Origin of the sequence: Silvimonas iriomotensis, assembly GCF_014645535.1 — a bacterium.
Classification (GTDB): Bacteria; Pseudomonadota; Gammaproteobacteria; order Burkholderiales; family Chitinibacteraceae; genus Silvimonas; species Silvimonas iriomotensis.
In genome coordinates, this window is the sequence record NZ_BMLX01000007.1 from 36865 (window position 1) to 56888 (window position 20024).

Annotated in this window: 19 protein-coding genes and 1 riboswitch; of the genes, 3 read left to right on the top strand and 16 right to left on the bottom strand. The window is 57.7% G+C overall.

Annotated features, from left to right (window positions below):
* Positions 1-2 precede the first annotated feature (2 nt).
* The 12 genes from IEX57_RS18300 to IEX57_RS18355 form a co-directional block, all read right to left on the bottom strand.
* The gene (locus IEX57_RS18300; RefSeq protein ID WP_188706278.1) at positions 3-1433 is read right to left on the bottom strand and encodes a mannose-1-phosphate guanylyltransferase/mannose-6-phosphate isomerase; all 1431 of its coding nucleotides are present in this window, start codon (positions 1431-1433) and stop codon (positions 3-5) included.
* A 178-nt stretch (positions 1434-1611) separates the two neighbouring features.
* Positions 1612-2043, bottom strand: coding sequence for a divergent PAP2 family protein (locus IEX57_RS18305; protein ID WP_188706280.1), 432 nt, complete (start codon positions 2041-2043; stop codon positions 1612-1614).
* A gap of 6 nt (positions 2044-2049) precedes the next feature.
* The gene (locus tag IEX57_RS18310; protein ID WP_188706282.1) at positions 2050-2916 is read right to left on the bottom strand and encodes a decaprenyl-phosphate phosphoribosyltransferase; all 867 of its coding nucleotides are present in this window, start codon (positions 2914-2916) and stop codon (positions 2050-2052) included.
* Positions 2913-4091 (bottom strand): glycosyltransferase family 4 protein, encoded by a 1179-nt coding sequence (locus IEX57_RS18315; protein ID WP_188706284.1) that lies wholly within the window; start codon positions 4089-4091, stop codon positions 2913-2915. The genes IEX57_RS18310 and IEX57_RS18315 overlap by 4 nt, the downstream gene beginning before the upstream one ends.
* A complete protein-coding gene (locus IEX57_RS18320) occupies positions 4075-4434 on the bottom strand; it encodes an EamA family transporter (RefSeq protein ID WP_188706286.1) in 360 nt (119 codons plus the stop codon). The genes IEX57_RS18315 and IEX57_RS18320 overlap by 17 nt, the downstream gene beginning before the upstream one ends.
* A gap of 30 nt (positions 4435-4464) precedes the next feature.
* Entirely contained in the window at positions 4465-6669 is a 2205-nt protein-coding gene (locus tag IEX57_RS18325; RefSeq protein ID WP_188706288.1) for a hypothetical protein, read from the bottom strand.
* 59 nt (positions 6670-6728) lie between these two features.
* Positions 6729-7271, bottom strand: a complete 543-nt coding sequence (gene rfbC / locus IEX57_RS18330; RefSeq protein ID WP_188706290.1) for a dTDP-4-dehydrorhamnose 3,5-epimerase — start codon at positions 7269-7271, stop codon at positions 6729-6731.
* Positions 7272-7273: 2 nt separating this feature from the next.
* A complete protein-coding gene (gene rfbA, locus IEX57_RS18335) occupies positions 7274-8158 on the bottom strand; it encodes a glucose-1-phosphate thymidylyltransferase RfbA (RefSeq protein WP_188706292.1) in 885 nt (294 codons plus the stop codon).
* A complete protein-coding gene (gene rfbD / locus IEX57_RS18340) occupies positions 8155-9063 on the bottom strand; it encodes a dTDP-4-dehydrorhamnose reductase (RefSeq protein ID WP_188706294.1) in 909 nt (302 codons plus the stop codon). The genes rfbA and rfbD overlap by 4 nt, the downstream gene beginning before the upstream one ends.
* A gap of 1 nt (position 9064) precedes the next feature.
* Positions 9065-10123 carry a dTDP-glucose 4,6-dehydratase gene (rfbB, locus tag IEX57_RS18345; protein WP_188706296.1) on the bottom strand — a complete coding sequence of 353 codons (1059 nt, stop codon included), beginning with the start codon at positions 10121-10123 and terminating at the stop codon, positions 9065-9067.
* Positions 10124-10273: 150 nt separating this feature from the next.
* Complete coding sequence (locus tag IEX57_RS18350; protein ID WP_188706298.1) at positions 10274-10597, bottom strand: rhodanese-like domain-containing protein; 324 nt, start codon at positions 10595-10597, stop codon at positions 10274-10276.
* 85 nt (positions 10598-10682) lie between these two features.
* Entirely contained in the window at positions 10683-11336 is a 654-nt protein-coding gene (locus IEX57_RS18355; RefSeq protein WP_188706300.1) for a protein-L-isoaspartate O-methyltransferase family protein, read from the bottom strand.
* Between the two features lie 157 nt (positions 11337-11493).
* Positions 11494-11590: riboswitch (TPP riboswitch) on the top strand.
* A gap of 62 nt (positions 11591-11652) precedes the next feature.
* On the opposite strand from IEX57_RS18355, the gene thiC reads away from it, so the two are divergent.
* The 3 genes from thiC to IEX57_RS18370 all read left to right on the top strand — a co-directional run bounded on the left by thiC (position 11653) and on the right by IEX57_RS18370 (position 16760).
* Positions 11653-13566 (top strand): phosphomethylpyrimidine synthase ThiC, encoded by a 1914-nt coding sequence (gene thiC / locus IEX57_RS18360; protein WP_188706303.1) that lies wholly within the window; start codon positions 11653-11655, stop codon positions 13564-13566.
* 363 nt (positions 13567-13929) lie between these two features.
* Positions 13930-15369 (top strand): mannose-1-phosphate guanylyltransferase/mannose-6-phosphate isomerase, encoded by a 1440-nt coding sequence (locus IEX57_RS18365; RefSeq protein ID WP_188706305.1) that lies wholly within the window; start codon positions 13930-13932, stop codon positions 15367-15369.
* Positions 15366-16760: a phosphohexomutase domain-containing protein gene (locus tag IEX57_RS18370; RefSeq protein ID WP_188706307.1), complete on the top strand. Its 1395-nt coding sequence runs from the start codon at positions 15366-15368 to the stop codon at positions 16758-16760. The genes IEX57_RS18365 and IEX57_RS18370 overlap by 4 nt, the downstream gene beginning before the upstream one ends.
* 69 nt (positions 16761-16829) lie before the next feature.
* Here the strand turns inward: IEX57_RS18370 and IEX57_RS18375 are convergent, their stop codons facing one another.
* From IEX57_RS18375 to IEX57_RS18390, 4 genes are all read right to left on the bottom strand, one after another.
* Positions 16830-17159, bottom strand: coding sequence for a YegP family protein (locus IEX57_RS18375; protein ID WP_188706309.1), 330 nt, complete (start codon positions 17157-17159; stop codon positions 16830-16832).
* A gap of 166 nt (positions 17160-17325) precedes the next feature.
* Positions 17326-19053 (bottom strand): phosphoenolpyruvate--protein phosphotransferase, encoded by a 1728-nt coding sequence (gene ptsP / locus IEX57_RS18380; RefSeq protein ID WP_188706310.1) that lies wholly within the window; start codon positions 19051-19053, stop codon positions 17326-17328.
* Between the two features lie 104 nt (positions 19054-19157).
* Positions 19158-19427, bottom strand: coding sequence for an HPr family phosphocarrier protein (locus IEX57_RS18385; RefSeq protein ID WP_184102101.1), 270 nt, complete (start codon positions 19425-19427; stop codon positions 19158-19160).
* Between the two features lie 18 nt (positions 19428-19445).
* Entirely contained in the window at positions 19446-19847 is a 402-nt protein-coding gene (locus IEX57_RS18390; protein WP_184102100.1) for a PTS sugar transporter subunit IIA, read from the bottom strand.
* Between the last annotated feature and the right edge of the window lie 177 nt (positions 19848-20024).

Genomic DNA, 20024 nt, shown 5'->3' on the forward strand with positions numbered 1-20024 from the left:
TTTTATTTCTGTGGAACACGGCCGTAGGTATCTTCAAAGCGCACGATATCGTCCTCGCCCAGATACGGGCCGGACTGCACTTCGATGATTTCGAGCGGGATCTTGCCCGGGTTGCGCAAACGGTGCGTCACGCCCAACGGAATGTAAGTGGACTGGTTTTCAGTCAGCAAGAGTTCCTGCTCACCATTGGTGACCACAGCGGTACCCTTCACCACGATCCAGTGCTCGGCGCGGTGATGATGCATCTGCAAGCTCAACGAGCAGCCCGGATTCACGATGATGCGCTTGACCTGGAAACGATCTTCCTGGTCCAGACCCTCATAGCTACCCCATGGGCGGAACACCTTGCGATGGGTCACAGACTCACTGCGGCCGGATTCGCTCAGGCGCTGGACAATCTTCTTGACGTCCTGCGCATGTTCTTTGGTCGCCACCAGAATGGCATCGGCCGTTTCCACGATCACCAGATTATCTACGCCGATGGCGGCGATCATGCGGTTTTCAGCGCGGATGTAGCTGTTGGTCACGCGATCAGCCATCACGTCGCCCAGCAGGTTGTTGCCATTGGCATCGGCCTGCGCCACTTCAGCCAGCGCCGACCAGGAGCCGATATCACTCCAGCCCAGACCCGCGGCCTCAACCACCACTGCATGGCGGGTATGCTCCATGACCGCGTAGTCGATAGAATCTTCCGGGCAGGCCGAGAAGCTTTCGTGGTCCAGACGCAGAAAGTCCTTGTCCGTCTCGGCATGTTCGACCGAGAACGTCACCTGCTTGAGGATGTCCGGGCGGATCAGCCCCAGTTCTTCCAGGTACACGCTGGCCTTGAACAGGAACATGCCGCTGTTCCAGTAATAACCGCCCGCCGCCAGGAAACCCTCAGCCTTGGCCAGATCCGGTTTTTCCACGAAGGCCTCAACCGTGTAACCGCCGTCCAGCTCAGCCAGCGCCGCGCCACGACGGATATAGCCATAGCCCGTGTTGGGCGAAGTCGGCGCAATGCCGAAGGTGACCAGCTTGCCCGCTGCAGCCACACCGGCCGCGCGTGCAACGAGGTCACAGAACGTCTTGTCGTTCTGGATCACGTGATCCGACGGCAACACCAGAATCATCGCATCCGGATCGTTCTTCACCGCCACCAGCGCAGCGGCGGCAACGGCCGGTGCCGTGTTGCGGCCGACCGGCTCCAGAATCACGGCAGACGGTTCGATGCTGACAGAGCGCATTTGCTCGGCCACCAGGAAGCGCTGTTCCTGGTTGGTAATGAAGATAGGCTCACCGGTCTGTTCAAGCCCTTGCAAACGCAATGCAGTCTGCTGCACCAGCGTCTGGTCGCCGTACAGCGCCAGGTATTGCTTGGGGAAACCACCGCGCGAGAGTGGCCACATGCGCGTGCCGCTGCCGCCACAAAGGATAACGGGAGTGATATTCATGGTAATACCAAGAGTGAGCCAAAATGGTTTATAAGCCACGCAGTTGTCTGCCCTGCTTACTGACAACTGCGTTAGATTTTCTTGCGGGAGCCCGCCTGTCCTGGCGCATGCGCTACCAGGGTTCGACCCCGCAGCCAGCATCATGCTGGCTGCCGCAAACTACATGCGTAAACATGCCTTATTGACCGGCAAGATGCATGAAACTGTAACGAACCAGACAAGCGACGACGCAACCGGTCATGATACCACCAAGAATTTCGATTGGTCGGTGTCCGATACGCTCGCGCAACCTGGCCCGCGCGGGCTGATCTACCCCGAGCTCATTCACACGCACCGCAATATTCCCGACATGCCGGCGCAAGCTTGTTGCATCCAGCATGACAATAAAGGCCAACGTCACCGCCACGCCCAGCGCAGGGCTAGCGAGGCCTTCGCGCAGATAAATCAACATCGCCATGCTTGATACGATCGCGCTGTGATTGCTCGGCATGCCGCCGTAACCAATCAGCGACCTGGCCGCGGAGCCATGCAGAAAACGGTTAATCGCATATTTGAGCGACCCCGCACAAAGCCACGCGACAAATGGGGTAAGGACGTACGAAATATCCATTTCAGTTCACACCGCAGCGGGCCAAAGCGCCCATGCGCATACACCTGCCCAGAGCAGGACGGTAAAAATCAATTGTTTGTCCGAGTAAAGTACATCGGTTGGCGATTCGCCGGCATTGTGGCAATCCACGACAAACCAGTACCGAAAAAGACCAAACAGCACAATGGGAATGGACAAAACCAGCTTCGGCTTTGAGTCCATGACATACAGGCTGTAGAAAACCAGCGCCCCGACAGCCGACATTTCTGCGTATCGATCAACCAGCGTGACGGTGTACCGACGCAACACTTTTCTGGATTCTTTGCCGTGAATCACCAGCTCCTGCCGCCGTTTGATAGACGCAAGGTACAACGCAAGGCAAAGCGCCGTGACGAACATCCAGTTGGATACCGGAACGGTAATCGCAACGGCACCCGCATAAACCCGCAGGACAAAGCCGGCTGCAATTGTGAAAATATCAATCACGGGCTCATGCTTGAGCACGAAGGTGTATGCGATATTCACAATCATATAAACGATCGTTACAGCAAGCACCGGAAGATGTTGATAGCCAAGCAGGGCAAGCAGTACATAGAGAACGGCCAATATGCATAGCGCGTCTTTTTTCTGCAGCGCCCCGGATGCCAGGGGGCGTGACCTGGACTTCAGCGGATGCGCCCGGTCTTTTTCAATATCGTGCAGATCATTGATGATATAGACCGTTGATGCAGCAATACTGAAGATAACCAGTGCCAGAATTGCAGACACAATGGCCTTGAGATCAAGAAATGCGCCCGCAAACAAAAGCGGGGCCAGAACAAACGCGTTCTTGGCCCATTGATGGGGACGCAACAGCTTGAGTACCGCATGCGGTTTTCCGCTTTGGAAAATCATGCACGATACTCCAGCACCCCGGTGGCGGAGGACAGCTCGTCGATCAATTTCTTGTAGGCAGAGCTGAACTCTTGCAAATTGAATGTTTCCAGAACGGCTCGCGTCACTTTCTCCCGCGAACAGGTTTCCCGCATTTCCAGTACGGAGCGGATGGCCTTTTCCAGCGACACGGAGTCACCAGGCGCAGCCAACCCGCCAAATCCCGTCCGGTTGACCACTTCCCGAACCCCGGACATGTTCGTGGTCACCACGAGAGAACCAAAAGTCATGGCTTCCATCTGCACCATGCCAAAGGCCTCAAAGCGGTTCACGCTGGGCAGCACCAATACATCAATAGCCCTGTAGAACTCGATCAACTGGTCATCGGTCAGTCTGCCCAGCAATACCACCTGATTGCCCAGCGACTTGAGACGTGCCGACAGTTCATCCATGACGCTGCCACCGGCCACGCCTTCATAATCACCGGCAAGCCAGAACACAACGTTCTCATCGTTGACCCGGCTAATTGCTTCAAGCAGGACATCGATGCCCTTTTCTTTTACGAAGCGCCCAACAAACCCCACAATCCGTTTGCCTTCCTGCACTTCACAGGGCAATACCGCCGTATTGGCTGGAGTATTGGCCGCATTCTCGAAACGGTTAGCCGGGTAAACCTGGACCACTTTTTCCATGGCCGACTGCAACGCATCCGAATGCGCCGCATAGTCACTACTCAGGGTCACGATTCTGGCAGAACGCTCAATAGCCCGCCGCCCCGACCACCGGACCAGCGACACCGCCAGCCGGGAAACCACACCGCCCACAAGTGCCATATCGCACTGATAAGTCATCAGGATCGGCTTTTTGGTCAAACTCGCGAGCACACCGCTTTCCAGCATCGGGTAGTGCAGATTCACGATATCCGCTTCTTTCTGCAACTTTCTGAAAAGACGCAGAAAGTTGATAGAAATGTAACCCTTGTCGAAGAAGAAAAGCGGCTTTGCCCGGACTATCGTGTAGCCGTCGCGCGATTCAACATCGGGAAGGTCTGGCAAATGTTTGCCCGTCAATACAGTTACGTCATATGTGTTAGCCAGGGACTCGGCCACTGAACGTGCGTATTCGCTGACTCCGCTGACATATGGGTAGTAGTAATTGAGAACAATCAGCAGCTTCTTCTTACGAGATGGAGACAAGGCAAACCCCAACGATAATGATACAAATACCTGCAATACGCATACCACCCACCGGCTCCTGGAGCACCAGATAGGCCAATACAGCCGAGAACACATAGACCATGGACATCATGGGCTGGAGTTTGCTCAGGTCTACAAACTTCAGTAAATAAACCCAGATAAGCAACGGTACCACGTGCAACGCCGCACCCACGATAAGGTACGGGTTAGATATCAATGCCAGTGCGTAACCAGGCGTAACCGAGAACGTGGGGAGCCGAAGAGCTGCCAGTTTCAGGCAAAGACTGCCAAGCGCAGCCAATCCGGTAGCAAAAATAATAATAAAAAGGTGAACAAGGCTCATTTCAATTCCAGCAAATAATAGTTATTACAATCAGGTCCCGGATGCGCTGGCAGGTTTTGCACCAGCGTCCGGCGATTTATCCAATTTTACGGTCAAGCGTTGCCAACCCATACCAACAGGCACCGTCATTACGTCGCCATCGGTCGGAATACCGGCTGCAACGCTGCCATTTTTAACCAATGCAATCGCGCTGATCAGGTCAGCCCGCCCTCCCCGGGGCTTTGCTATCTTGAGTACAAACCCCTCCGCGGGAGCGTATAGCTCAATGTCAAACGTGCGTGACACCAGACAACGCCCATTGGGGGCCGGGTTCCAGCCGCGACCTGCTACTACCACGCCCGAGTCGGCAAGATCAAAAATCCGGTAGCTATCACCCTCATACAATGCCGGGCCAGACCTCGGAAAGCAACTGACACCCCCGACGCGGGATTTGGCCTGAAGCAGCCAGGACGGTCGCCCAGCCGTCTCGAATGTTCTATTCAGCGAGACATGAAAATACCCGCCACGCGAAGCATCAGCCTCCATATCCGGAAACACCGGGTGGCCTCCGGCCTCAACAATCAAAAAAGCAAGATATTGGTCTTTCTGGAATCTCTCTCGGCCAAACCAGGCTGAATCATCAAAAACAACTGTTGCCCCTTTCGGCACAGCATTCAGATGCTCTACATCCCTGGAAATTTCATGGGCGACGCCGATATCATCAAAATAACTAAAAGACCGCTCCAGAAAATCTACGCTTATTAGCGCCATGCATATAATTGGAACCACAGCCAGACGGCGCACAAGTCGACTAAAAATTGCATTCGGCAAACATCTCGCCAATTCCATAAGACACAAACATGCAATGCAGGTCAGTACACCCCAGGACGGTCCCAGCAATTGCAATATCTTATGTTCCCCATAAGCATAATTTCGCTTCAAGATCAGGCCGATTAATCCCGTAGACAACACCACCGTCGGCGCAAGTACGGATATAAGCCGGGGATATTTACTCCGGCTGGCCAGAATAACAACAATGGAAAAAAGCATCACCACACCCCCGGCGACAATACTCACCAGGGTCGTGGTTTCCGGACCAATGAGATCGGCGGCATACCAGGCCCCCAGCCAACCCCACCACGGACCTCCGATATATCCGGTCGGCCAGGCACCGCCATTTGCAATACCGGATATAAACAGAACGGATTTTACCGCTGCGTATATCGCCAGATTGCCAGCAAGCAGGAACCCCACAAGAGCCACAAAGACCGCTTGTACCCAGGACGAAGGGAATCGGGCTTTCTCAAACCAGAGTCTGCACAGAAGTATCCCGCCGCCAATAGCCACAGAATAAACAATGGCTTCACCGTAAAGCTGGGTGCACAGACCGGCAATCACTCCGATCACGCCCGCCAGCGTGGTCAGATTCAATTTCTCTATTTGCCCCACCACTACCAGTAATGCCAGAAGGGTGCCAACCAGTGCGGTAGCCTGATTGCTATTGGTAAGAGCCGAAAGTAGCGGCCCGGAAAACGCCAGGCACAGCGTCAAAATGAGCCGTACCGCCCATGCACCAGCAGGCATGCGCGTATTGCTGGCAATGGCAAGTCGTACAGCCAGCGAAAACATCAACGGGCAGAAGAGGTAGGAAAGCCAGATGACCCCGCCTTCCCTGTAGCCAGAAAAGACCATACTCCATCCCGCGAGGCTGTATGCCCCACCGCGATAGACAGCACAGTCATACCCAACAAGCCACCCGTTGCATTTGGCGATACCCCAGGTTTGCGTGACAAACTCGCTATCTACCCATTGAGCGTGCTCCAACCCCCACAGTGCGCCCTGGTAGTAATACAAGAGATCGTGATTGGGCCCTTCAAACAACCAGACACCCAACAGCCGGTACATAATAACAATGAGTACGGCAAAACACGCGACAGGAATCAGTAATTGCCCGGTCTCGGCTAAAATATCACGCTGCGTCTTCCGGTCACTTTTAATTATAACCCACAACGAAATCAAGGTTAAAGCCACGGCTATAGCTGGAAATGCAAAACGCCCCGGAACGAGCAAATTCGATCCAATAATCAGCATAAAAAATGCCAATCCAGCAAGCAATGCGCCAAAAGCAAGAGCCAGCTCACCGCCATCCTCTTCAATTTTGAAACGACGGGATTTACAGAATAAATAGGCGCCGCTACCGCACCACAAGGCAAAAATCAGAAAGGACAGAAAAGCCGAACCAAGAATATGAATCATTTAGCTATTTAATAATCAATTACAATCAGCACCAGAACCGGGCAATCCCTTCCTGGAGATCAAAACTTCTCTGCACTTGCAAACCCGCCGCCTGCGCTATCTTTTTGTGACACCTGCGGGAACACGCCCCCCCCCCAGTCTATGCCAAGATCCGGGTCGTCCCAGCGGATGGTCCGCTCGCACTCCGGCGCCCAGTAATCTGTTGTTTTGTAAAACACTTCCGCAACGCTTGAAAGCGTGAGAAAGCCGTGGGCAAACCCTTCGGGCACCCATAACTGCTTTTTGTTTTCGGCGCTGAGCACATAAGACTCCCAGCGGCCAAAGGTGGGTGACTGCGTTCGCAGGTCGACCACCACATCATGAATTTCACCCTGCAACACCCGCACCAGCTTGCCTTGCGGGCGCCCGATCTGATAATGCAGGCCGCGCAATACGTCTTTGACCGAGCGGGACTGGTTATCCTGCACAAACGTCGCTGCGACACCTGTCGCTTCTTCAAACCGCTTGCTGTTGAAGCTCTCAAAAAAATAACCGCGCTCGTCACCAAACACGCGCGGTTCAATGATCTTCACGCCATGCAGTGCAGTGTCAACCACGTTCATGCTCAGCCCTCAACCAGCATTTTCAGCAAATACTTGCCGTAATTGTTCTTGCTCATGGGTCTGGCCATTTGCTCGACCCGCGCGGCGTCAATCCAGCCGGCGCGCCATGCAATTTCTTCCGGGCAGCAAATCTTCAGCCCCTGCCGTGATTCAATCGTCTGGATGAACTGGCTGGCTTCCAGCATCGAGTCATGCGTGCCCATGTCCAGCCAGGCGTAGCCCCGGCCCATGGTTTTGACATCCAGCGTACCGGCCGCAAGGTAGTGCGAATTGACGTCCGTGATCTCAAGCTCTCCGCGGGCGGAAGGCTTGATATCCCGGGCAATGTCGAGCACGTCATTGTCGTAGAAATAGAGCCCGGTCACCGCAAAGGCCGATTTGGGCTGCGAAGGCTTTTCTTCGATGCTGATGGCTTTGCCGGTGCTGTCGAACTCCACCACGCCATAGCGTTCCGGGTCGTTGACCCGATAGGCAAAGACCGTGGCGCCAGCCGGTTTGGCTGCTGCGCCGGCCAGCAAATTGGCAAAATCTGCGCCGTAAAATACGTTGTCGCCCAGCACCAGAGCGCAATTGTCTTGCCCGACAAACTCACGGCCGATGACAAATGCTTGCGCCAGACCATCCGGAGAAGGCTGTACCGCGTACTGTAAATGGAGTCCCCATTGACTGCCATCACCTAACAACTGCTGAAAGCGAGGCGTGTCTTGCGGCGTGGAGATTACCAGAATCTCGCGAATCCCCGCCAGCATCAAGGTGCTCAGCGGGTAGTAAATCATCGGTTTGTCGTAGATAGGCAATAGTTGCTTGGAGACCGCCAGCGTAGCCGGGTAAAGCCGCGTGCCGGAACCACCGGCAAGAATGATGCCTTTTCTGGGTCGGGTGCTCATGGCTTCTCCGTCGGGATCAGTTGGCGCAACACGTGGGCCAGGGCTTGCTCCCATGGGGGCAGGATCAGGCCAAAGGTGCGTTGCAGTTTCTCGGTCGACAAACGGGAGCTGGCCGGGCGCGGCGCCGGCAGCGGGTATTCGGGGGTACTGACTGGCGTAATGGCCGCCGGATCAAGCCGCATTGGCGCGCCCAGGGCACGGGCGGTGTTGATCAGCGTCGTGGCATAACCATGCCAGCTGGTTTCGCCTGCAGTGGTGAGGTGATAGGTGCCGAACGGGAAGCCGGCGGCATCTGTACTGCCAAGGTAGCGCGCCACGATATGGGCGGTGACGTCAGCAATCAATGCGGCCGGCGTGGGCGCGCCAAACTGGTCGGCCACCACCTTGAGCGCGTCACGCTCTTTGGCCAGCCGCAGGATGGTTTTGGCAAAATTGTTGCCCCAGGCGCCGTACACCCAGCTGGTTCGCAAGGTCACATAACGGCAACCGCTGCGTTCGATCGCGAGTTCACCATCACGTTTGGTCTGGCCGTAGACCGAGCGCGGCGCGGCGGTGTCGGTTTCGCGGTATGGTGTGGTTTGCGTACCGTCGAACACATAATCGGTGGAGTAATGCACCAGCAGCGCACCGCGGCGCACGGCGGCAGCGGCAAAGGTTGCGGGTGCGGTTTCGTTGATTGCCCGGGCGGTGGCGGCGTCCGTCTCTGCCCGGTCCACCGCGGTATACGCAGCCGGGTTGACGATGACGTCTGGCGCAATGCGCTCAACCAGCGCATCAATGGCTGCGGGGTCAGCCAGATCGCAGTCTTCCCGGCCAATGGCAATGACTTCACCCAGCACCGCCAGGCTGCGCTGCAGTTCAAAGCCGACCTGGCCGTTTTTGCCCGTGATCAGAATGCGCGGCATGTCAGCGCTCGTACTGCTGCGCGATCCAGTCGCGGTAAGCACCCGAGGTCACATTGCTGACCCAGGCCTCGTTATCCAGATACCAGGTCACCGTCTTGCGGATACCACTGTCAAAGGTCTCTTCCGGCTTCCAGCCCAGTTCATCCGCCAGCCGCGTGGCGTCAATGGCGTAGCGGCGATCATGGCCGGGGCGGTCGGTCACAAAGGTGATCTGGCTGGCGTAGGGCTGGCCATCTGCACGCGGGCGCAGTTCATCCAGAATGCGGCAGATGGTATGCACGACATCCAGATTGGGTTTCTCGTTCCAGCCACCCACGTTGTAGGTCTGCCCCACCTGCCCTGCCCCGAGCACGCAGCGGATAGCGGCACAGTGATCCTTCACGTACAACCAGTCGCGCACTTGTTGGCCGTCGCCATAAACCGGCAGTGGTTTGCCGGCCAGCGCGTTGAGGATCACCAGCGGGATCAGTTTTTCCGGGAAATGGTAAGGACCGTAATTGTTGGAGCAATTGGTCGTCAGTACCGGCAACCCGTAGGTGTGGTGCCAGGCGCGGACCAGATGGTCAGACGCAGCCTTGGAGGCCGAATACGGGCTGTTGGGCGCGTGCGGGTTGGTCTCGCGGAATGGCGCGTCATCCGGCGCCAGCGAGCCATACACTTCATCGGTGGAGACATGCACAAAGCGGAAGGCCGCGCGTTCGTCGTCCGGCAACGCGGACCAGTGCCCGCGTACGGATTCCAGTAGATTGAACGTGCCGACGATATTGGTCTGGATAAAGTCAGACGGGCCGTGAATAGAGCGATCGACGTGTGATTCGGCCGCAAAGTTGATCACTGCGCGGGGCCGGTAGCGGGCCAGGAGTTGTGGCACCAGCGCGGTATCACCGATATCGCCACGGACAAACACATGACGCGCATCATGTTCCAGCGCGGTCAGCGTCTGCAGGTTGCCTGCATAAGTCAGTTTGTCCAGGTTCAACACCGGCTCGTCGCTGGCAGCCAGCCAGTCCAGCACGAAGTTGCCGCCAATAAACCCGGCGCCACCGGTCACCAGAATCATTGCTTTACGTCCGTCGAGGGAATGGCCGCACAGCGTGGCCATTCACTTGTTCATTATCATGGATCAGGCGAACAGTTTGACGACAATTGCCAGCATACTCAACGCATCCCTGACATCGCACCTGAAATTGTCGTTATTAAGCCGCGCAGATCAATAGCGGGCCATGGCCGGATCAACCGAACCGGCCCAGGCATCCACACCGCCGGCGAGGTTGCTGATATGACCAAAGCCCTGGCGTTCCAGGAACACACCCACCTGGTAGCTACGCATGCCGTGATGGCAGATCACGACGATCTCGGCGTCTTCATCCAGTTCGGAAAAACGCTGCGGGATTTCGTTCATGGGCAGGTGCGTGCTGCCATCCAGATGGCACATGGCGTATTCCCAGCCTTCGCGCACATCCAGCAATACCGGCTTGCTACGTGCGTCATCTTGCAACCATGCGGCGAGGTCCTGGGCGGAGAGTTGCTGCATCTGTCAGTGTCCTGATCCATTAAAACATTACAAAAAAAGGCGTGGCATCCAGCGCCACGCCTTTTGCGTTGACCGCCAGCGCTACTTAAAAGCGAAAGGCAGACACGGCCGGCGCGTTCTTCATGCGCGGCAGGTTGTATTCAAACAGTTTTTCTTCGCTGTAGGCGTTGTGGTCAACGCGGCGAACCAGCGTGGCGCTCATGATCGGCAACTGGCCGACGATGGCGATCAGACGGCCGCCGACTGCCAGTTGTTCCTTGAGCGAAGCGGGAACGCTTTCGAACGAGCCGGTGACAATGATCACGTCAAACGGGGCTTGTTCAGCAAAACCGCGCACGGCATCGCCCACAACCACGCGGGCATTGCGCACGCCGGCGCGCGCCAGATTGGCTTCAGCCTGGCTGGCCAGTTCCGGTTCGATTTCCACACCGTACACTTGCGAGGCCAGACCGGCGGCCAGCGCCATCAGGTAACCCGTACCGGCACCGGCGATCAGCACTTTGTCGGTCGGTTGTACTTCTACGTCTTGCAGGAAACGCGCTTCGACCTTCGGGGCCAGCATGGTGGCTTCGTGGCCGATCGGCAGTTCAGAGTCAACAAAAGCCAGCGCTTTTTTGTCTGCGGGGACAAAGTCTTCACGCTTGACCGTCAATACACGGTCCAGCACTTTCTGATCCAGCACATCCCACGGGCGAATTTGCTGCTCTACCAGCAGATAACGGGCGTGTTCCCAATCCATGCTTTTCACCTTGAAAAAACAGGCGCCAGACGGCGTCTTCTGAGCGATCCAACCGACGTTTCAGTCCCGTTAGCCTGAGCGCTGGCGCGCTACCGCTGACCGGACTGTCTTGTAAATTAACTTGCGATTATCTCATAAACTGCGTAACGTCACAGCAGAGTTTCGCTAGGGGTTCCGTGCTTTGCCGCGGATGAGAGAGTCCCTTTGCACCTGATCCGGTTCACACCGGCGTAGGGAAGCGAAGCCGCCATCCGCCCGTCCGGGCCTGGCGTCTATCGCGCGTACCTGCGCCCTTTTCTCAAGAAGGAAGACGCCCATGAATACCCGTGCAGATTTCAGCGCAGCCAGTGCCCACGTGGACGAAGCTGCGATCCAGCCACTGCCCAACTCCCGCAAGATTTATGTAGAAGGCAGCCGGCCCGATCTGCGCGTGCCCATGCGCGAGATCAGCCAGCATGATACGCCTACCGCCTTTGGCGGCGAGCAGAATCCGCCGATCACCGTGTACGACACCTCCGGCCTGTATACCGACCCAGCGGCAAAAATCGATGTGCGCAAAGGTTTGCCCAGCGTGCGCGGCGCCTGGATTGAAGAACGCGCCGATACCGAACTTTTGACCGATCTGACCAGCGAGTTCGGCCGTGGCCGCGCTGCAGACAAGTCGCTTGATGAATTGCGTTTTGAGTTGCACCGCCAGCCGCGCCGCGCCAAAGCCGGCGGCAACGTGAGCCAGATGCACTACGCGCGCAAGGGCATTGTCACGCCGGAAATGGAATACGTGGCGATCCGCGAGAACATGCGCCGCGAAGAGTACATTGCCAGCCTGCAAACCCTGGGCGATCGTAGCAAGCGCATGGCTGAACTGATGCTGCGCCAGCATCCGGGCCAGAGCTTTGGTGCGGCGATTCCGGCGAAAATCACGCCGGAGTTCGTGCGTGACGAAATCGCCCGCGGCCGCGCCATCATCCCCGCCAACATCAACCACCCGGAACTGGAGCCGATGATCATCGGCCGCAATTTCCTGGTGAAGATCAACGGCAATATCGGTAACTCGGCCGTCACCTCGTCCATCAATGAAGAAGTGGACAAGATGACCTGGGGCATCCGCTGGGGCGCCGATACCATCATGGATCTGTCGACCGGCAAGAACATCCATGAAACCCGTGAGTGGATTTTGCGGAACAGCCCGGTGCCGATTGGTACGGTACCTATTTACCAGGCGCTGGAAAAGGTCAACGGCAAGGCCGAAGACCTGACCTGGGAGCTGTTCCGTGACACGCTGATCGAACAAGCCGAACAAGGCGTCGATTACTTCACCATCCATGCCGGCGTGCTGCTGCGTTATGTGCCGCTCACCGCCAACCGCATGACCGGCATTGTCAGCCGCGGCGGCTCGATCATGGCCAAGTGGTGTCTGGCGCACCACCAGGAGAACTTTCTCTACACGCATTTCGCCGAAATCTGCGAAATCATGAAGGCCTACGACGTGAGCTTCAGCCTGGGCGACGGCCTGCGTCCGGGTTCGGTCTGGGACGCCAATGACGAGGCGCAACTGGGTGAACTCAGAACGCTGGGCGAGCTGACGAAGATTGCGTGGGAACACGACGTCCAGGTGATGATTGAAGGCCCGGGCCACGTGCCGATGCAGTTGATCAAGGAAAACATGGACCTTGAACTGCAGGACTGCCACGAAGCGCCGTTCTACACTCTGGGCCCGCTGACCACCGACATCGCCCCGGGTTACGACCACATCACCTCTGCCATTGGCGCGGCGCAGATCGGCTGGTATGGCACCGCCATGCTGTGTTACGTCACGCCCAAGGAGCATCTGGGCTTGCCGAACAAAGATGACGTGAAGGAAGGCATCATCACCTACAAGCTGGCCGCCCACGCAGCCGACCTGGCCAAGGGCCACCCGGGCGCACAGATTCGTGATAACGCGTTGTCCAAGGCGCGCTTCGAATTCCGCTGGGAAGACCAGTTCAACCTGGGTCTGGACCCGGACAAGGCGCGTTCTTTCCATGATGAAACGCTGCCGCAGGAAGGCGCCAAGCTGGCCCACTTCTGTTCCATGTGCGGCCCGCACTTCTGTTCGATGAAGATCACGCAGGACGTGCGCGACTTTGCCGCCCAGCAAGGCATTGCCGAGGCCGAAGCATTGAGCAAGGGCATGGAAGCCAAGTCGATCGAGTTCGTCAAACGCGGCGCGCAGGTGTATCACAAGGAATAACCGCGGCGCCCACCGTACCCCAAACGCAACGGACGTCAGCTGACGTCCGTTTTTTTATCGCGTTTTGCCGCAGCGCAGCAAAAATGCTTTTACAACAAGGGCTTATCAGCACGCCTTTAGACAAACGGTTGTAAGCTGAAAGCTTTCTTAAACCCTTTTCAGACCTTGATCCGCCAAGGCACACCACCGCGCAACGCTTGTCTGCATGCGGATTTCACCGCATTACACATCACTCTTCATCAGCCTTAGCACAGTTAGGCACATCACAAAATTACTATTCATGTTATTTAACATTTCATCTATAGTAATCTCATATGCCGGACACCCGGTTGTGCCAAACCCGTCTTGAGCAGGAACAACATCATGTCTATTTATCCCGTGGTTCTGTGTGGTGGCAGTGGTTCGCGTCTGTGGCCGATGTCGCGTGGTGGTTACCCGAAGCAGTACCTGAAGCTCACCGGCGAAACCAGCCTGCTGCAACAGACCGTGTTGCGCCTCAAGAACCTCAATCAGGCGGCTGCGCCGATTCTGATCTCGCATGAAGAACAGCGCTTTCTGGTGGCAGAACAGGTCCGCAAGATCGGCATCGTGCCCGACACCATCGTGCTGGAACCGGCCGGCCGCAACACCGCGCCCGCCGTTGCCATCGCTGCGCTGCTGGTTACCGCCAAAGACCCGGATGGCTTGCTGCTGGTGATGCCCTCTGACCATGTCATCCGCAAAGACAATGTCTTTGCCAGCCTGGTGGATGAAGCGGCCGAAGTGGCCGGCCTGGGCAAGCTGGTGACATTCGGGATCAAGCCGACCTCGCCCCAGACCGGCTATGGTTACATCCTGCGCGGCGAAGGGCTGGGCCCGGCCAATGCCTACAAAGTGCAGTCTTTTGTCGAAAAACCGGATCTGGCCACGGCCGAGCGTTTCCTGGGTGATGGCCGTTATTACTGGAACAGCGGCATGTTCATGCTCAAAGCGTCAGTCTATTTGTCCGAACTGCGCCGCCTGAACCCGGACATGCTACTCAAGGCCGAGTTGTCGCTGGAACGCAGCATGCGCGATGGCGATTTCACCCGCCTGAACAAAGAGGCTTTCCTGGGCTGCCCGTCCGACTCGATCGACTACGCCGTGATGGAAAAAACCACCGAGGCGGCCGTGATTGAAGCCGCCGATCTGGGCTGGAGCGATATTGGCTCCTGGGACGCCCTGGCCGACATCGGCAGCAAAGACGCCGCCGGCAATACCGTGATTGGCGACGTGCTGACCGATCGCGTGAGCAGTTCGTACATCCGCGCCGAGCACCGCATGGTGGCAGCCATTGGCGTAGACAACATTGTGATTGTCGAAACCGCCGATGCCATCCTCGTCGCGCACAAGGACAAAGTGCAAGACGTGAAGAAAATGGTCGAGCGCCTGAATGCGTCCGGCCGGTCCGAGTCCGTCACCCATCGCAAGGTGTACCGGCCTTGGGGCTCGTATGAAGGGATCGATCACGGCGACCGCTTCCAGGTCAAACGCATCATCGTCAGCCCAGGCTCGCAACTGAGCCTGCAAATGCACCACCACCGCGCTGAACACTGGATTGTGGTCAAGGGCACGGCGCTGGTGGATAACGGCGATCAGCACATTCTGCTGACCGAGAACCAGTCGACCTATATTCCGCTGGGCACCACGCACCGGCTCAAGAACCCGGGCAAGATTCCGCTGGAGCTGATCGAGGTGCAATCGGGCGCCTATCTGGGTGAAGACGATATCGTGCGCTTTGAAGACACTTACGGCCGCGTCGACAAACCCGAGGTTGTGAAATGAGCACTTTGCGTTGCTTCAAGGCTTATGACATCCGCGGCCGGCTGGGCGATGAGCTCAACGAGGATATCGCCTACGCCATCGGCCGCGCCTATGCCCAGTTTCTGCACGCCAGGCGCGTGGTCATTGGCGGGGATGTCCGCACCTCTACGCCGGGCCTGAAAGCGGCGCTGGCCAACGGGCTGATGGATGCCGGCGCCGATGTGATCGACATTGGCATGACCGGGACGGAAGAAGTCTACTTTGCCGCGTTCCACCTGGATGTGGATGGCGGCATTGAGGTCACGGCCAGTCATAACCCGATCGACTACAACGGCATGAAGCTGGTCCGCCGCGGCGCCCGCCCCATCAGCGGCGACACCGGCCTGCGTGAAATCCAGGCGCTGGCAGAATCGCGCAATTTCGCGCCGGCCATCCAGCGTGGCGGCCTGGCGCGTCAGAGCATTCTGGATGCGTATGTGCAGCATCTGCTGGGTTATGTCGATCTGTCTGCGCTGCGCCCGCTCAAACTGGTAGTCAACGCCGGTAACGGCGCTGCCGGCCATGTGGTCAATGCGCTCGATGCCGTGTTCCAGCGCATGAAAGTGCCGGTGACGTTTATCAAGGTGCACAACGAGCCGGACGGCACCTTTCCGCATGGCATTCCCAATCCGCTTTTGCCGGAATGCCGCGCCGATACCGCTAATGCGGTGCGTGAACACGGCGCCGACATGGGTATCGCCTGGGATGGCGACTTTGATCGCTGCTTTTTGTTCGACGAACGCGGCGAGTTCATCGAAGGCTATTACATTGTCGGCTTGCTGGCGGCGGCGTTCCTGGCGCGGCAGCCGGGCTCGCGCATCATCCATGACCCGCGGCTGACCTGGAACACGATCGATGTGGTGCAGCAAGCGGGCGGCGTGCCGGTGCAAAGCAAGACGGGCCACGCCTTTATCAAGGAACGCATGCGCCAGGAAGACGCCATTTACGGCGGCGAAATGAGCGCCCACCATTACTTCCGCGATTTTGCCTACTGCGATAGCGGTATGATTCCGTGGCTGCTGGTCTGTCAGTTGCTCAGCCGCACGGGCCAGCCGCTGTCTACGCTGGTGGCAGACCGGATCGCCCGCTTTCCGTCCTCGGGTGAGATCAACCGCAAACTGGCCGATGCGCCGGGCGCCATTGCAGAAGTCCGCCGCCGCTACGAGCACGAGGCCCTCAGCATCGACGAAACCGACGGCATCAGCCTGGCGTTTGCCGACTGGCGCATGAATCTGCGCTCATCCAACACCGAGCCCGTGATCCGCCTGAATGTGGAGTCCCGCGGCAATCCGGCGCTGATGCAGCAACGGACCGACGAGATTCTGCAAGTGCTCGACAGCTTTGCCACGATGCCGGAAGCCAGAACCGCCTGAGGGTTGGTCCTGCGCCACAACAAAAAGCCCCGGTTTACCGGGGCTTTTTCATGCGTACCAGATGCGGGGTCAGTCTTCCACCAGCTTGGCGTCCGGCCCGTTTTTCTTGACCGACTCGATCCCGTTTTCCATCGCCGCCTTGCTGTTGTACATCTCGCTTTTGCCGATCACCTGATGGTTGGCCGCCTTCAGCACAAAGTACGGATGGCCATCCTTGCTTTCCTTGCGTTCGTAATGCACGTCATCGGGCGCGTTCTTGCGCACCGACTCAATGCCATTCAACGCCGATGCTTTGGCGGTATACAACTCGCTGGTCAGAATGATCTGCCCATTGGCCGCATGCAGATTGAACATGAACTGGCCGTCCTTGGCCGTTTTCAGATGGAATTTACCCGACATGACCGCTCCTTGTTTCCGGTTGACCTGAGGCCGCGCCGCGCGCCGCGCACGGCTTTTTGCAGTATTTGCAACAAGGTGCGGATTTTCAAAAGAAATCCTGCATAAATGGCATGAAAAAGCCCGGCAAACCGGGCTTTTTGTGGGACAGATCAAATTGCAGGGGCAATCAGGCCTGCAGTTCTTCCATCACGTGCCAGAGCGTTTCGATCTCGTCGGCTTCCAGCAAACGTGCAATCAGCGGCTTGATGCGCTCCAGATCGGTCGACAGCACTTGCTCTTTCACCTTCAGCAACCGCGCCGGCAGCATGGAGAAACGCCGCAAGCCAAGGCCGAGCAACAAGCGTGTCAGCGCCGGATCACCCGCCATTTCGCCGCACATGGAGATCGGCTTGCCCACGCGGTTGCAGGTGCTGATCACGTGGTGCAACAGCCGGATCACCGCCGGGTGCACCGGGTCATACAGATGGGACACCGCGTCGTCATTGCGGTCTACCGCCAGCGTGTACTGGATCAGGTCATTGGTGCCGATGGACGCAAAATCCAGATGATGCAGGAAGTGCTCCACCGTAAACGCCGCTGCCGGTACTTCGATCATGCCGCCCAGTTCGATGTGTTCATCAAACGGAATGCCCTCGGCCCGCAGTTGCGCTTTGACTTCTTCCAGATGCCGGCGCGTCTGGCGCACCTCGCCCACGTGCGAGAGCATGGGCACCAGCAGTTTGATCTTGCCGTAGGCCGACGCCCGCAGCAGCGCGCGCAATTGGGTGCGGAACAACTGGGCCTCGGCCAGGCACAGGCGGATACCCGTCAGGCCCAGCGCCGGGTTGGGCGCATCGGTTTCTTCCTGCCATTTGGGAATCTTGTCTTTGCCAAGATCGATGGTGCGGATGATGACCGGCTGGCCATTCATCTGCTCTGCCACCGCGCGATACGCTTCGTACTGTTCTTGCTCGGTCGGCAGATCGTCTTCTGACAAGAACAGGAACTCGGAGCGGAACAGGCCAATCCCGGTCGCGTTGTTCTCGATCACCTGATCCGTGTCTTCCGGCAACTCGATGTTGCCAAAGAGTTCGATCTCAACCCCGTCCTGAGTGACCGGCGTACTGGTGCGGATATCCTGCAGCCGCGCCTGGCGCTCGGTCCAGTCGGCCTGGCGGGCGCGGTATTCAGTCAGCGTGCGCTCGTCCGGGTCGACAATGACCACGCCGTTCACGCCATCGACAATAATCAGTTCGTCTTCATGGATCAGCGAGCGCGCATGGCGCAACGCCAGCACGGACGGCAAATCCAGACTGCGCGCCAGAATGGCGGTGTGGCTGGTCGGGCCGCCGACGTCGGTAATGAACGCCATGTATTCGCTGTCTTTGAACAGCACCATGTCAGCCGGCGACAGATCATGCGCGACAAGGATGGAATCCCGGTCGGTCGGTGCCGGCGTGTGCATGGCCATGTCATGGCCCGCCAGCGTCTTGAAAATGCGCTCGGTCACCTGGATGACGTCGGTGCGGCGCTCACGCAGGTATTCTTCTTCGATCTCGTCAAACTGCGCCAGCAAGGTATCCAGTTGCAGTTTGAGCGCCCATTCGGCGTTGCACTTGCGCTTTTCGATGATCTCTTTGGGTTCGACCGACAGCGTCTGGTCGTTGAGCAGCATGATATGCAGGCTCAGGAACGCCCCCAGCTCGGTCGGCGCGTTCTCCGGAATACTGCCCCAGAGCATTTCCAGCTCTTGCCGCGCTGTTTTGACCGCAGAGTCATAGCGCGCCACTTCGCCGGCAATATCCTCCGGGCGCACGGTGTAGTGCGCAATTTCGATATCGGTATGCGATATGAGGTGGGCGTGCCCGATGGCGACGCCACCGCCAATCCCGATCCCGTGCAAGGCAAGACTCATTCGGACTCCTGTGTCGCCGCCATTCCCGGACCCATGGTTTCAGGTGCGGCCGACAAAACTCGGCGAAGCGTTGCCGGCCCAGGCCGGCAGGTTGATGGCTACGCTTATTCGCCTTCGCCAAAGTAATCAGCAATCAGCGCTTCCAGTGCATCAAGCGCCATCTGGTCATCCGGGCCCGTGGTTTCAATGGTAACCATGCTGCCCTTGCCCGCCGCCAGCATCATGACGCCCATGATGGACTTTGCGTTGACACGTTTCTGGTTACGGCTGATCCATACTTCACTTTGAAACTGACTGGCCAGTTGCGTCAGCTTGCTGGATGCCCGCGCATGCAGACCCAGCTTGTTCACGATTTCGAGCTCTTTTACCGGCATGACCACAGATCCCCTGATTCAACCCTGCGCCGCATTGGGCAACATATACAAAACACCTTCAAGCCCGCCGGTAATGGCCTTGCTGACCACCACTTCCAGCGGCTGCTGACAGTACGTCAACGCCCGCACCAGCATGGGCAGGTTCACGCCCGCCACCGCCTCCACGCGCCCCGGCTGGATCAGGCGGTTAGAGACATTGGACGGCGTGCCGCCGTAAATATCGGTGAGCAGCAAAATCCCTGAGCCATCATCCAGCATGTCGATCAGGTCGTGCGCCTTGAGCACGACGTCATCCGGGTCTTCTGTCTTGCTGACCGACAACTGGCCGACGTTGGTCAGCGGCCGACCCATGATGTGCTCGGCACACGAGATCAACGCTTCCCCCAGCGACACGTGGGTGACGATGATAATCCCTACCATTCGGAGCATTCCTTGTGCATGGCCACAACGAACCTGGCTGCCTGTACCGGCCGGTTCCGGGCTTATTCAAACGCCAGCCGCCGCCCACCTGTGATGCAGGTGCCGGTCAGGTCTGACGTTCTTTTTCTGACTTTATAAGCAAATTTAACCGAATTCCCCTGGGCATTACAGCGCGCC

Bases quoted from the DNA above. Each gene is read 5' to 3' on its own strand.
- IEX57_RS18325 (WP_188706288.1), bottom strand. From the start codon at position 6,669: ATGATTCATATTCTTGGTTCGGCTTTTCTGTCCTTTCTGATTTTTGCC.
- IEX57_RS18355 (WP_188706300.1), bottom strand. From the start codon at position 11,336: ATGGATTGGGAACACGCCCGTTATCTGCTGGTAGAGCAGCAAATTCGC.
- rfbC (WP_188706290.1), bottom strand. From the start codon at position 7,271: ATGAACGTGGTTGACACTGCACTGCATGGCGTGAAGATCATTGAACCG.
- ptsP (WP_188706310.1), bottom strand. From the start codon at position 19,053: ATGAGTCTTGCCTTGCACGGGATCGGGATTGGCGGTGGCGTCGCCATC.
- rfbD (WP_188706294.1), bottom strand. From the start codon at position 9,063: ATGCCGCGCATTCTGATCACGGGCAAAAACGGCCAGGTCGGCTTTGAA.
- IEX57_RS18375 (WP_188706309.1), bottom strand. From the start codon at position 17,159: ATGTCGGGTAAATTCCATCTGAAAACGGCCAAGGACGGCCAGTTCATG.
- IEX57_RS18300 (WP_188706278.1), bottom strand. From the start codon at position 1,433: ATGAATATCACTCCCGTTATCCTTTGTGGCGGCAGCGGCACGCGCATG.
- IEX57_RS18385 (WP_184102101.1), bottom strand. From the start codon at position 19,427: ATGCCGGTAAAAGAGCTCGAAATCGTGAACAAGCTGGGTCTGCATGCG.
- rfbA (WP_188706292.1), bottom strand. From the start codon at position 8,158: ATGAGCACCCGACCCAGAAAAGGCATCATTCTTGCCGGTGGTTCCGGC.
- IEX57_RS18365 (WP_188706305.1), top strand. From the start codon at position 13,930: ATGTCTATTTATCCCGTGGTTCTGTGTGGTGGCAGTGGTTCGCGTCTG.
- IEX57_RS18310 (WP_188706282.1), bottom strand. From the start codon at position 2,916: ATGATTTTCCAAAGCGGAAAACCGCATGCGGTACTCAAGCTGTTGCGT.
- thiC (WP_188706303.1), top strand. From the start codon at position 11,653: ATGAATACCCGTGCAGATTTCAGCGCAGCCAGTGCCCACGTGGACGAA.
- IEX57_RS18390 (WP_184102100.1), bottom strand. From the start codon at position 19,847: ATGGTAGGGATTATCATCGTCACCCACGTGTCGCTGGGGGAAGCGTTG.
- IEX57_RS18305 (WP_188706280.1), bottom strand. From the start codon at position 2,043: ATGGATATTTCGTACGTCCTTACCCCATTTGTCGCGTGGCTTTGTGCG.
- rfbB (WP_188706296.1), bottom strand. From the start codon at position 10,123: ATGATTCTGGTGACCGGTGGCGCCGGGTTTATTGGCGGCAACTTCGTG.
- IEX57_RS18370 (WP_188706307.1), top strand. From the start codon at position 15,366: ATGAGCACTTTGCGTTGCTTCAAGGCTTATGACATCCGCGGCCGGCTG.
- IEX57_RS18350 (WP_188706298.1), bottom strand. From the start codon at position 10,597: ATGCAGCAACTCTCCGCCCAGGACCTCGCCGCATGGTTGCAAGATGAC.
- IEX57_RS18320 (WP_188706286.1), bottom strand. From the start codon at position 4,434: ATGAGCCTTGTTCACCTTTTTATTATTATTTTTGCTACCGGATTGGCT.